The sequence below is a fragment of the Deinococcus sp. genome, from assembly GCF_025362455.1.
Classification (GTDB): domain Bacteria; phylum Deinococcota; class Deinococci; order Deinococcales; family Deinococcaceae; genus Deinococcus.
The window spans coordinates 1-12502 of sequence record NZ_JANYGJ010000024.1; the positions used below are offsets into that span (position 1 = coordinate 1).

Here is a 12502-nt window from a genome sequence, read left to right on the forward strand (position 1 = left end):
GCCGCCCGGCAGCCGCTGGGACGCCAGGCGCAGCCGGAGGAGGTGGCGCGGGTGGTGGTGTTTCTGGCCTCCGGGGGAGGGTCGTTCATGACCGGCTCGGTGGTGACGGTGGACGGCGGCTGCACGGCGACGTTTAACCACGGATAGGAGTCGCCTTCACCAGCACTCATGTGGGATTAACAGAATTCCATGCATGTAGTGGGAACGCTGCCCGGTGGCCCCTCACCCCGCTGCTGCTCAGCGCCCCTCTCCCACAAGGGCGAGGGGTCAACAGCGCCGTCCTGAGTTAGCAGAGAATCAAGTTAGTCCCGTGTCACACCAGCTTCAGCCCCCCAACCGGCGGCCCCGGAAACTCACTCACCGCTGGCTCGGAGGCGCCCAGCAACTCGCGCACGGCCCGGACGCCCTGGTCGATGGCGCTGTGGGTGTAGGCGTAGGCGCCCGAATCCGAGTTGGCGATGGCGACACGCCCCCAGCCGCGCCGGGCCGCCGTGATCGGCAACGGTCCGGCAGGCCAGTAGGCGTCGTTGGGGCGCATGTATTCGTAGGTGTAGCCGTGCGCCCAGCGGTTGTTACTGATCGCGGCGATGTCGCGGGCCGGGTCGAAGTCGGCGCCGCTCAGCGCCCCGGCCAGCAATCGGCGGGTCTGGCGCTCGTAGTCGGCCAGCGTCAGGCGCGTCATTTCCATGCGGCCCGCATTGGACTGGGTGCGGGCGTCCTGGCCCGCTTGCCCGCCCGGAATGCGGCGCAGGTGCAGCACCACCGGGTCGCTGGCCTTCTGGGCAAAAGTGTAGCCGCCCATGCTGACCGGAAAGTCGAGGTCGGCCCCGATCCAGAAGTGACCCGGCGAGGTGATGGCCTCAAGTTTGAGCTTCTCGAAGGCTCGCCAGTTGCGCAGCACGACGTTGGTGTAGATCAGCGGCACCTTGACCTGATCGCGCAGGGCACCGACTTGCGCCGCGCCCAGCTCGCCTGTCAGGTACGGAATGACCCGGTGCCAGCAGGCCAGCACCACCCGGCCCGCCACCACGCTGCGGGTCTCGCCCTGGTAGACGTAATCGACCTGGACCTGTTTGGCGCTGCCGGGGTCGCCCAGGTGCCGGACGCGCACCGCCGTGCTGCTGAGGCGCACCCGCACCGGCTGGCCGGACACGTCGAGCCGGGCGGCGCTCACGTTCACCAGCGGCAGCGTCTCCATGCCCTGGCCGGGCACCGCCGCCGGAATCAGCGAGCGCAGCAGGGCGCGGGCCACGCTGGCGTTGCCGTCGGGGAAGTGGTAGATGTACTTGTCTGGGTCGGTGGCCAGCAGGCGTCCGCTGGGGCTCATGGCCTTGTCCGGGCGCCCACTCAGGCCCAAGCCGTCAAAACCGGGATTGCCGTTGGCCCAGGCGTCCAGGGCACCCACGATGTCGGTTCCGGCGCCGAAATACTCGCGGGTACTGTCGGCAAAGTAGGTGTCGAGCTGTGGATCGGCGCCCACGGTCTTCAGCAGGTAATCGCGGTAGGTCATCTTCGAGAGCAGCGCCCGTTTCTCAGCCTCGCTGCGGCCCTTCAGGTAATCGCGGGGCGCGTCGATCAGCTCGGTCAGGTCGCGCCTGGCCTTGGCGTTCAGCGGCGTCTGCGGCACCCAACTGGCCGCCTTGCCCACCCGGCGCACGGTGGCTGAGCGGCCAAACACCGCCTTGTCGAAATAGGTGCCCGGCTCCAACTGGCGGCGGCTGGCCCAGTCGCCGTCGTAGTAACCCTCGAACTTCTTGGGCTCGATGCTGACGCTGTGTAGCATCTCTTTGACCGCCGGACTGAAATAGCTCGGCGACTGAAGCGACTGCGAGCCACCGTAACCGATGACGGTGCGCCCGCCGACCTTGAAGGTGTTGCGCTGCGCGTGGCCGCCCACATCGGCCAGCGGGTCGATCAGCAGAATCCGGGCCTTGGGTTGCAGGCGCCTGAACTCGTGCGCCGCCGCCAGCCCGCTGATGCCCGCACCGACCACCACCAGGTCGTAGATTTCGCCGGTCGGCGCTGCCTTGGGCGGCGTGTAGGTTCCGTCGCGGATGGCGTGCATGACGGCGTTGCTCGCCTCGGACTGGCCCAGCAAGCTGCTTTGGATGGGCGCCGCGTTGGTTGCCGCCGCCGCCCGGCCCCAGGGTAGTGAAGCCTGGGCCGCCAGCGCCGCCGCGCCGTAGGCCACGCCGTTCAGAAAGTCGCGCCGGGCGATGCGGCGGTTCATCCCCAGGGCGCGGTCCTCGGCAGTGCTGGTTAGATCCGGGCTGGATTGTGGGTCCGTGGAATTGAGCGGATTGGCTGGATGATTGTCCTCTGGCTCACTCATAAGAACTCCTTTCGCTGTTCAGACGCCGAAACTGACGTACTTGACCTGCAAGTATTCATCCAGGCCCCAGTGACCGCCCTCGCGGCCCACGCCGCTGTTCTTGAAACCGCCGAACGGCGCCTGCGCCGCCGCGCCGACCGGGCCGCCGTCGTTGACGCCGATGATGCCGTACTCCAGCGCCTCGGTGACGCGGAAGGCCCGCGAGAGGTCACGGGTGAAGACGTAGGCAGCCAGCCCGTACTCGGAATCGTTGGCGAGCCGCACAGCTTCCTCATCGCTGGAGAAGCTGACGATGGGCGCCACCGGCCCGAAGGTTTCCTCGCGCAGCATCAGCGTGCCGGGCTGCACGCCGCTGAGGACTGTCGGCGCAAAGTAGCGCCCGGTCAAGGTCTGCCCACCGGTCTGAAAGGCCGCGCCGCGCTCCACCGCGTCGGCGACGTGGGCGCTGACCTTGGCGTGACCCTGATCGTCGACCAGCGGCCCGATTTCGGTGGCCGGGTCGAGCGGGTCGCCCACCTTCAATTTGCTGGCGGCCAGGGCGAAGGCGTCCGCAAACTGTTCGGCAATACTTTCGTGGACGTAAAACCGGTTGCTCGAAATACAGGTCTGTCCGGCGTTGCGAAACTTGCTGACGATGCTCTCGCGAACCGCCAGCTCGATGTCGGCGTCGGCGAACACGATGGTGGGCGCGTGGCCGCCCAGCTCCAGGCTGACGCGCTTGAGGGTAGTCGCGGCCTGGGCATACAGCAGCCGCCCCACGTCGGTGCTGCCGGTGAAGGCGATCTTGCGGACGCGAATATCGTCGAAAAAAGGCTTGCTGAAGCTGGCCGGATCGGACGCCGCCAGCACCTGCAAGGTTCCCGCCGGGCCGCCCGCCTGACGCCACAGCTCGGCGAGCAGCAGCGCGGTCAGCGGCGACTGCTCGGCAGGCTTGAGAATCACCGTGCAGCCTGCCGCCAGCGCGGGCGCAGCCTTGCGGGCGATCATCGACATCGGGAAGTTCCAGGGGGTCACGGCGTAGACCACGCCCAGCGGCTCGCTGCGGGTCAGGCCGCGCTTGTGGGCAAAGCGGCTGGGCACCCGCTCCCCGGCAATCTGGCGGGCGGCGTCCACGTAGAATCGGATATAGCCGTTGCCGCCGCCGATCTCACCGTGCGCCTCGGTGACGGGTTTGCCCATCTCCAGCGCCATGACCCTCGCCATCTGCGGCGCGTGTTCGTCGATCAGGTCCGCCCAGCGCGACAGGATCTCGGCCCGCTTGAAGTTGTCGAGTTTCCAGGTGTCGAAGGCGACCAGCGCGGCCTCGATGGCGTCCACGGCTTCCTGCGGGCCACAGTCGGCGACCTGGGCCAGCGCGGAGCCGTCGTGGGGCGTATCCACCGTGAAGGTGCGTGGCAGGGCACGCCACTGCCCGGCGATGAAGGCTCCGGTGGGCACATCGGCGAGTTCGGGGCGGACGGTGGGGGTCTGTGTCATGGGCAACCTCGGTGGTGGTTCAGGTGGGGACGGGGCTGGAGATGTTATGGGCGACTCCGCCAACATAACTGCCTTGAACGGGAATAGCTGCCGGGCGGGCACTGTTCAGTGGATCGGCGCCCAGCACGGTGAGATCGGCCCACTTGCCGATTTCCAGGCTGCCCCGGTTGCCCTCGTCGCCCTGGGCGCGGGCGCCGCCGAGCGTGTAGGCCCGCAGGGCTTCGAGCGGCGTGATGGCCTGGCCCGGCACCATCGGCTCCTGCACGGCGGCCTGGAGGCCATGCAGCGGACGCACCTCGCGCACCACCGGCCCGTCGGAGCTGAGCGCCAGGTTGAGCCCGGCGTCCAGCATCGAGCGTAGCGGATAGGTACGCGGCAGGAATTCAGGCGGCAGGTAGCGCTCGAAATTGCCACGCAACTCGTGCAGAAAGATGGCCTGCGGAACGGCGTGGACGCCGAGCGTGTGGGCACGCGCCAGATGCTGCGCCGATGGCAAGCCGAAGTGTTCGATGCGGTGCCGCAAATCGCTCGGATGTTCGCGGTCCAGCCGCTCGTACACGTCCAGAAGCTGATCGAGCGCCCTGTCCCCGATGGCGTGCGCCCCGATGCAGAAGCCCGCCTGGTGTGCTTCCCTTGCCAGCTCGTATAGCTCGTTCGTCTCGAAACGCAGAAAGCCCCGTGTGGGCTGAATGGTATTCCGGTAGTCCTGGGACAGCGCCGCCGTCGCCCCGCTCAGTCCGCCGTCGGTAAAAAACTTGACCGAATCGCAGCGCAGCATGTCTGAAACGTGCTTCTCCGGCAGCGGGTAGGTCTCGCTGCCCCCGTCCGGCCTGCGGATGTAGAGCAGGTTGACCCTAATCGGCAAGGCGTGTCGGACGTCCAGGGCACGGTAGGCGGCGTACAGCGGCGGATCGACGGCGGGGTCGGTGACGCTGGTGAGGCCCAGGGAAGCCAGATAGTCCAGCCCGGCCAGAATCCAGCGCTCGTACTGCGCCTGATCGGGTTGCGGCATGGCGCGGGTGACCAGGCCGAAGGCCGTCTCGTACAGCAACCCCGCCCCGAAGTCGATCTGGCCGCCCGCTGGTGTGGACGTACTGGCGTTGATCCGGGCCGCCTCCAGCGCCGCCGAGTTGACCGCGTGGATGTGGGCACAGGTGCGGGTCAGGAGCACCGGGTTATGTGGCGCTACTTCGTCCAGCTTCTGCCGGGTTGGCGACTGTCCGCCCGTCAGCGCCTCGTTCCAGCCACGCCCGATCAGCCATTGGCCGGGTTCCAGGCTCGCCGCCCGCTGCGCCACCTGCGCGTGCAGCTCATCCATCTCGCCGACACCGCGCAGGTCGAGGCTGGTGGTCCGCAGTTGCCCCACCTTCCAGACGTGGATGTGAGCGTCGTTCAGGCCCGGCGTGACGACGGCGCCGCCCAGGTCACGGCGCTCGACTGCCGGGCTGGCCTGCGCCTGGACGCTCTCCAGCTCGCCCAGAGCCGCAATCTTGCCGTCCCGAATCAGCAGGGCCGACACTTCACGGTTCCCGGCGTCGAGGGTCAGGAAGCGGGCGCCGGACAGCAGCAATTCGCTCACGCCCTCGCCTGCTCCGGCCAGCCCATCTTTTCCGGCCAGCCCAGATCCGGGTTGCGCCAGACGATGAACACGCCGTAATTGCAGCAGCTCGCGTCGTCCAGGTAGTCGGGGATGATGCCCCAGACGCGGTAATGCCGCTTGAGCTGCACGCTCAGCACCGGGTCTTGCAACTCGTTGAGGACGACCCGGTGGACATATTCCTCGATGGGCATAACCTGGGCGTGGCGGCTGTAGCCCTTGGGCATGGCCCCGGCGGCGTGCCCGCGCAGTTTCAGGCGGCGTACCAGGGCCTGCCGCGCCGAATACAGCAGCGTGCTCAGGCCCTGGCCCCGGTAGTCGGGATGCACGCCGATATCCGCGCCGTAGAGCCACCGGCCCTGCGGCTGGTGGGTGCTGAGGGTGTTGTCGCCGACCTCCTCCATGTAGGGGTGGGCGTAGCGGGCGAAGTCGATGTCCAGAATCAGATCGGTGCTGCTGGCCGCCACCCGGCCCTCCAGGCTGTCCCAGACGGCGAACTGGCCTTCAGGGAAGATCTGGAGCTGCGCGCGGAAATGCTCCGGCCCCATCAGCTCGGCCTCGCTGAGATCGGGGAAGCAGGCCCGCTGCACGGCGCTCAGGCCGTCGGCCATCCAGACCTGAGACGGCAGCACCCAGTAGCGCCCGTTCGTGCTGGACGCCAGGCGCGGCAACTCGGCGACGGATTCGAGTCCAGCACTCTCCGGTCCAACATGGTCGGGTCCAGGCTTCACCCCGTTCACGACGAAAAGCTGGTTTCAGACTTCTTCTCGTCCCAGACCTCACGCACGACCCCGGCCACCACGCCCAGCGCCTCCTCAAGCTGCTCCTGGGGGATGTTCAGCGCGGGCAGGAAGCGCACGGCGTTGGTATACAGTCCCGCCCGCATCACGATCACGCCGCGCCGGAAACTGCGCTGGACAACTTCGAGCACGGGGTCGGGCCAGGGCGTGCGGGCCTCGTCTTTGATGAACTCGATGGCCATCATGCCGCCGAGGCCGCGAATGTCGCCCAGCGCCGGAACGTCCTGCTGCACGGCGCCGAAGACGCGCCGCACGGCTTCCTCGATGCGCCCGGCCCCGGCCAGGAATTCAGGATCGGTCAGCAGCTTCAGGCTCGCCACGGCCGCTGCTGCGGCCAGCGGGCCGCCGCCGTAGGTGCTGCCCACCGCGCCCAGGTGCGGCGCGTCCATGATCTCGGCCCTGCCGGTCACAGCGCTGATCGGCAGCCCGGCGCCCAGGCTCTTGGCGGCAATCACCATATCGGGAATCACCCCGCTATGCTCGATGGCGAACAGCTTGCCGGTGCGCCCGGAGCCGCTCTGGATCTCGTCGGCGATCATCACGGCGCCGACCCGCGTGCAGATTTCGCGGATCTTGCGCAGAAACTGCGCCGGAACCGGCACGATGCCGCCCTCGCCCAGCACCGGTTCGATGACGATGGCCGCGATGGAGGGGCCGTCGATGTAGGCCACCAGCGCGTGTTCGAGCTGGGCGTCGCACCAGTCGAGGTAGGCGGCCTCGCTCATGCCGGGCGGCATACGGAACAGGTTGGGCAGCGCCAGGCGGTAGATTTCCGGCGCGAACGGCCCCATGTTCTTCTTGAACAGGCCGTATTTGCTGGTCATGCCCATGGTCAGGTTGCTGCGCCCGTGGTACGAGCCCTCGAACACGACGATTCCGGCCCGGCCCGTATAGTAGCGGGCGATCTTGACCGCGTTCTCGACGGCCTCGGCGCCGCCGTTGGCGAGGATGGTCTTCTTGGGAAAGTCGCCCGGCGCGTGCGCGTTCAGCAGTTCGGCCACCTGCGCGTAGCCGTCGTGGTTGACGACCAGCATGCCGGGGTTGACCGCCTGCTGGGCCTGCTCGACCAGGGCGGCCACCACGTCCGGATGGTTGTGCCCGACGGCCAGCACGCCGATGCCGCCGATCAGGTCGATGATGGTGTTGCCGTCCACGTCATGAATCAGCGAGCCCTGCGCCGACTTGACGCTCAGGGCCACGACCTGCCCCAGCGCGGCGGTGACGTGCTGCTTGCGGCGGTTTTGCAATCGCACGCTCTCCGGGCCGGGCAGCCAGGTCGCGAGTTTGATAGCTCTGCTGGCCGAGGGGCTGGCAGGCTCGACGGCTGGTTCAGGGGCGGGCCGGGTGGGTGGGGTAGCAGTCATGGGGAGCCTCCGGGGGAAGTGGGGAGCGGGGCGCAGGACGCGGTGCGCGGTACGCAGGAACAGCTATTTGAGCTTGAAGTGCCTTCGTTCCTAGCTCCTCCCCCTTGAGGGGGGAGGCTGGGAGGGGGTGGGCTTAACCGCCGTCACAGCGCGGCTCAACGTCAACTTGACAGTATTACGGGAATTGAACGTCTAGCCTTCCCCCATCGCCGCTGCCAGCGCCTCTCCCAGAATCGCCAGCCCCTCGTCCAGGTCACGGTCCTCGGCGGTCAGGGGCACCAGGATGCGGATCACGCTGGCGTACATTCCGGCCTTGAGCAGCAGCAGGCCACGCTCGCGGGCCGCCTCGACGACGCGTTGGGCCAGCGCCGGGGCAGGTGTTTTGCTCGCCCGATCCTCGACTAACTCCATCGCCAGCATGGCGCCCAGGCCGCGCACCTCACCGATCTGGGGAAAGCGGGCGGCGAGGGCGTCCAGGCCGGATTTCAGGCGCTCACCCAGCCGCACCGCACGCGCCAGCAGATCGTCCTGATCGAAGATGTCGAGCACCGCGTTGGCCGCCGCGCAGGCCAGCGGGTTGCCCGCGTAGGTGCCGCCCAGGCCGCCGGGGGCAGGCGCGTCCATCATCTCGGCCCGGCCCAGCACGCCGCTGATCGGCAGGCCGCCGCCGATGCTCTTGGCGAAGGGAATCAGGTCCGGTTCGGCGCCGCTGTGCTCGATGGCAAAGAAGGTGCCGGTGCGCCCGACACCGCTCTGCACCTCGTCGGCGATGAACACGATGCCGTGCTGGGTACAGAGTGTACGCAGTCCCTGCAAGAAGGCGGGCGGCATCGGCAGGAACCCGCCCTCGCCCATCACCGGCTCGATGATGATGGCCGCCACCTGGGCAGCGTCCACGGTGGTTCGCAGTAGCTCGTGCAGCCGCTCCAGCGCGATTTCAGCCGTGACGCCCCGGTACTCGTAGGGCGCGGCGGCGTGATAGACCTCCGGCGCGAAGGGGCCGAAATTCTGCTTGTAGTAGCTGGCCTTGCCGGTCAGGGTCATGCCCATCAGGGTGCGCCCGTGAAACGAGTGGGTGAAGCTGATGACCGCCGGGCGACCCGTGTAGCTGCGGGCGATCTTGATGGCGTTCTCGGTGGCCTCGACGCCCGTGGTGAACAGCGCCGCCTTGACTGGCCCAGCAATCGGGGCACGCAGGGCCAGGCGGCGGCACAGGTCTATATAGCCGGGATACATGGTGACCTGAAAACAGGTGTGCAGAAAGAGTTCGGCCTGCGCCTGCACGGCGGCGACCACGCGGGGATGATTGTGGCCCACGTTCAGCACGCCGATGCCGCCCACGAAATCGAGGTATTCACGTCCGTCCACGTCCCATAGTCGGGCGTTCAGTGCCCGCGCCGTCACAATGGGGTGCGCGTTGGAGATGCCCCGCGCCACGTAGGTCTGACGGTCTTGCAGGTATCGGCTGGAGGGGTTGTCGCTGATCTGGGTTGAAGTGACAGGCGGGTGGTCTTGAACGGTCATACGAATTCACCTCGGAGTGAGCGGCGTCTGGTTGTGGTGGGGACGTTCGGATGGAAATTACAGTACGGCTTCCTCGTACTCGATGGGCACATGAACGTCGGGGGCGCCGCGCTTGAAGATGGCCCGCGTTACCAGGAACATGACCGGGCCACCCAGCAGCAGGCCACCGGCCAGTTTCAGGAAGCCCGGCCCCTCGCTGACGTAGGTGCTGTAGATGGCGATCAGGGTGATGGTGATGGGCAGCGCCGAGATGATCAGCACGCCGCTCAGGCCGCCCGCAATCTTGAAAGGCCGCCGCATGCGGGGCTCCTTGATTCTCAGGGCGATGAGGGCGGCGAACTGGAGCAGCAGACTCACTCCGTAGAGCATCACGGTGGTGACCGCCAGCGCCACGAAGGCCGAGGTGGCCAGCGCCGAATAGATGACGGCGCACAGGATGATCGAGACCACCGGGGTGCCGTACCTGGGGTGGCGGGCGGTCATGAAGGCGGGCAGGTACTTGTCGGCGGCCAGCGTCGCGGGGATGCGGCTGTTGCTCATAATCATGGCGTTGAACAGCCCCGCCGCGCAGAACATGCCGCCCAGCGCCACCCAGACGCCCAGCCACTTGCCGCCGATGGCGGTGGCGAGTTCGGGAAACTTGGCGGTGTCGCCCCATGTGGTCCACTGCACGCCCGAACTCAGGCCCGCTAGCACCGGCAGCAGGTACGCCAGCACCACCAGCGGCACGGCCAGGCGCATGGCCCTCGGAATCACCTTCAGCGGGTCTTTGATCTCTTCGAGCACGGTGCTCACGCTGTCCCAGCCCAGAAAGTTGTAGAGCACCACGAACAGACCGACCCCGAAAGCGCCCAGCAGGCCCGCCCCTGGCGGCGTGATCGGCCCCAGGAACGGCTTCGGATCGGCGCCCCACTTCAAAGCGGCCATCACGATCATCACGATGAACGGCGCGAAGACCATCGCGGCGAACAGTTTGCTGCTGTCGCCCACCGCGTGCGCGCCCCGGATGTTGAGCAGCACGAAGGCCACGATCAGCGCCGCCACCACCAGCCAGTGCAGCAGCGGGTTGGTGTCCAGCACGGTGATCCCGAAGGCGAGCTTCAGGAAACTGCTGGTGTAGTCGGCGAACAGCACCCCGAAACTGGCGGCGATGACCACCCCGTAGAGCCAGGAACTCCAGCCCTGCATGAAGCCCGCGAACGGCCCCAGGGCGCGTTTGACCCAGGCGTAGTAGCCGCCCGCCACCGGCATGGCGGTGGACAGTTCGGTGACCATCAGCACGGTGGGAATGCTGTAGATGAAGGGGGTCAGCAAGATCAGGATGATCGACATGCCCGGCGCGCTGGCGGCGATCAGCGGCTCGATGCCGAAGGCCCCGCCCGCCACCGCGAAATACACCACCATCACCACGCCCCAGAGCCCCAGTTTCTTGACGTGAACAGGCGAGGAGGCGGCGCTGCTGGCTGAATCGGCGTTGGTCTGAATCATATTCGGCCTCTCAGGTGGTGGGGAGAAACGCAAAGATCAAAGGGCCTGACCGGGTGCGTCCCAGCCAGGCAGCCTCACACGCCAGCCGAACTCAACGTTCAGGAAGGCGGTGGCCGGGATTGTCGGCGCGTCAGTTGTATATGGATCAGCGGCATTTTTCATAGTACGCCTTCAACCCCCCGGCAACGATATGGAATCCAGGCATAAAAAAGGTGGTACTTTCTTGTGTCGAGAGTACAATTCTGGTGATGAGATCCAGATGACCAGGCTCAGCGGTGCCGATGCGGCTTTCTGACGTGCTGGCGCTGCCAGTCTGCCAGGGCGCCGAACTGGTCGGAATAGGCGCCGCCGACCTGACGCGGGAAGTCACGCTGGCCCACGTCATCGACGTGCCGCAGGCCGAGCGCTGGGTCGGTGGCCAGACGCTGCTGCTGACCACCGGGCTGTCGTGGCCGCGCAGCCGCGCCGCCTTGCGGGCCTTCGGGAAGCGCCTGGCCGCGCAGCAACCCGCCGCCGTGGTGCTGGTGGTGCCGGGGCCGCTGACGGCTTTTCCGCCGGAGGTGGCGCGGGCGCTGGGCGCAGCGGGGATTGCGGCGTTGACCCTGCCCTACGCCGTGCCGTTCGCGGCGGTGGTTCAGGCGGTGCATCAGGGCATCTTGCAGGAACAGTCGGCGGTTCTGGAGCGCAGCGAGGCGATTCACCGTGCCCTGACCCTGGCGGCCCTGGGCGGTGGGCTGGAAGACGTGGTAGACACCCTCTCGCTGCATCTGGGACGCCCGGCGATGCTGATCGGCACGGCGGGTCAACGGCTGCTGGGGGCGCCCGGTGCCCCCTTCCCAGCGGCTCAATTTCCAACCGCCCAGTTCCCAACCGCCCAGGCGCTGCGGCGGGCACTGAACCTGCCGGGATCGGCGCCCAGGGCCGTACCCGGCGGCGGGCTGCTCTTTCCGGTACTGGTCCACGGCGAGCGCTCCGGGGCGCTGTGGATCGGGGCGCTGTGGATCGGGGCAGGGTGGATCGGGGCAGGGTGGATAGGAACAGCGGCGGTAGACCAGGATGCGGCGCATCAAGCTACCGGTCTGGAGCGCCGCCAGGCACCGGGCAAAGTGCTCGGTGACGATCTGGTGCGGCGATCTGCCGAGCACGCCTGCACCGTCGCCGCGCTGCTGCTGCTGGCCCGGCGCGATCTGGAGGCGCGGGAAGCCCAGCTCGGCTCGGCCTTTATCGACACCCTGCTCGAGGGGCGCTTCGTACCCGGCCCCGGTGCCCTGGACCGCGCCGGGCGGCTGGGCTTCGAGCGGCTGGACTTTGAGCGGCTGGGCTTCGAGCCACAGGGCGTCTATACCGTGTGTCTGCTCGACCTGCTCGAAGCGCTGCCGCTGACCGAGGCCGGGGTAATCCGCCGGGGACGGCTGGCCGGGGAACTCCGTGACGCCCTGGGCGCCCTGGGCACGCCGCCGCTGCTGAGTCCTGGCCTGGGACATATCTGGTTTTTGCTGCCGCATTCGGCAACCCAACCACTGCTCACCCCTGAGCGCCTCTGGGCGCTGCTCTCAGCGCAGACCCAGGCGGTGGTGGGGCTGATCTACAGCCGCCCCAGGTTGGGGGCGGCGGGCGTGGCTCAGGGCCGCAACGAGGCGCTGAGCCTGGCCGCGCACGCCGCTGCGGGCACCGTCAAAGGCTACACCGAACTGCTGATTCCCCGTGCGCTCAGCGGCGACACCGACGCCCAGCGCGACCTGACCGACGCCCTGCTGGGACCGCTGCGCTCGGTACGGGGCGGCTCGGCCCTGACCGAGACGCTGCGGGTGCTGTGCGCTTGCGGCTGGGCGCAGGACCGGGCCGCCGCCCAGCTCGGCATCCACAAGAACACCCTGCGCTACCGCATGGGCCGCGCCGAGGGGCTGACCGCCACCTCACT

Annotated in this window: 9 protein-coding genes; 2 read left to right on the forward strand and 7 right to left on the reverse strand. The window is 67.9% G+C overall.

From position 1 onward, the window contains the following. A partial coding sequence (locus tag Q0R23_RS01530) for an SDR family oxidoreductase (RefSeq protein ID WP_293909643.1) occupies nucleotides 1-147 on the forward strand: 147 nt, incomplete at its 5' end. A gap of 166 nt (nucleotides 148-313) precedes the next feature. On the opposite strand, the gene Q0R23_RS01535 is transcribed toward Q0R23_RS01530, so the two are convergent. The 7 genes from Q0R23_RS01535 to Q0R23_RS01565 form a co-directional block, all read right to left on the reverse strand. Next, nucleotides 314-2332, reverse strand: coding sequence for an NAD(P)-binding protein (locus Q0R23_RS01535; RefSeq protein ID WP_293909635.1), 2019 nt, complete (start codon nucleotides 2330-2332; stop codon nucleotides 314-316). Nucleotides 2333-2350: 18 nt separating this feature from the next. Beyond that, on the reverse strand, nucleotides 2351-3808 hold the full coding sequence (locus Q0R23_RS01540; RefSeq protein WP_293909636.1) for an NAD-dependent succinate-semialdehyde dehydrogenase: 1458 nt from the start codon (nucleotides 3806-3808) through the stop codon (nucleotides 2351-2353). A gap of 19 nt (nucleotides 3809-3827) precedes the next feature. Then, the gene (locus Q0R23_RS01545) at nucleotides 3828-5387 is read right to left on the reverse strand and encodes an amidohydrolase (RefSeq protein WP_293909637.1); all 1560 of its coding nucleotides are present in this window, start codon (nucleotides 5385-5387) and stop codon (nucleotides 3828-3830) included. Further along, nucleotides 5384-6145 carry a nitrilase gene (locus Q0R23_RS01550; RefSeq protein WP_293909638.1) on the reverse strand — a complete coding sequence of 254 codons (762 nt, stop codon included), beginning with the start codon at nucleotides 6143-6145 and terminating at the stop codon, nucleotides 5384-5386. The genes Q0R23_RS01545 and Q0R23_RS01550 overlap by 4 nt, the downstream gene beginning before the upstream one ends. Continuing rightward, the gene (locus Q0R23_RS01555) at nucleotides 6142-7569 is read right to left on the reverse strand and encodes an aminotransferase class III-fold pyridoxal phosphate-dependent enzyme (RefSeq protein WP_293909639.1); all 1428 of its coding nucleotides are present in this window, start codon (nucleotides 7567-7569) and stop codon (nucleotides 6142-6144) included. Before Q0R23_RS01555 ends, Q0R23_RS01550 begins: the two co-directional genes overlap by 4 nt. Before the next feature lie 192 nt (nucleotides 7570-7761). Beyond that, complete coding sequence (gabT, locus tag Q0R23_RS01560) at nucleotides 7762-9093, reverse strand: 4-aminobutyrate--2-oxoglutarate transaminase (RefSeq protein ID WP_293909640.1); 1332 nt, start codon at nucleotides 9091-9093, stop codon at nucleotides 7762-7764. Between the two features lie 57 nt (nucleotides 9094-9150). After that, a complete protein-coding gene (locus Q0R23_RS01565) occupies nucleotides 9151-10581 on the reverse strand; it encodes an APC family permease (RefSeq protein WP_293909641.1) in 1431 nt (476 codons plus the stop codon). 281 nt (nucleotides 10582-10862) lie between these two features. On the opposite strand from Q0R23_RS01565, the gene Q0R23_RS01570 reads away from it, so the two are divergent. Further along, nucleotides 10863-12502: PucR family transcriptional regulator (locus Q0R23_RS01570; RefSeq protein WP_293909642.1), on the forward strand; the 1640-nt coding region annotated here is incomplete at its 3' end.

Excerpts from the sequence above, each read along its gene's own strand:
- Q0R23_RS01540 (WP_293909636.1), bottom strand. The coding sequence starts at position 3,808 with ATGACACAGACCCCCACCGTCCGCCCCGAACTCGCCGATGTGCCCACC.
- Q0R23_RS01555 (WP_293909639.1), bottom strand. The coding sequence starts at position 7,569 with ATGACTGCTACCCCACCCACCCGGCCCGCCCCTGAACCAGCCGTCGAG.
- Q0R23_RS01565 (WP_293909641.1), bottom strand. The coding sequence starts at position 10,581 with ATGATTCAGACCAACGCCGATTCAGCCAGCAGCGCCGCCTCCTCGCCT.
- Q0R23_RS01535 (WP_293909635.1), bottom strand. The coding sequence starts at position 2,332 with ATGAGTGAGCCAGAGGACAATCATCCAGCCAATCCGCTCAATTCCACG.
- gabT (WP_293909640.1), bottom strand. The coding sequence starts at position 9,093 with ATGACCGTTCAAGACCACCCGCCTGTCACTTCAACCCAGATCAGCGAC.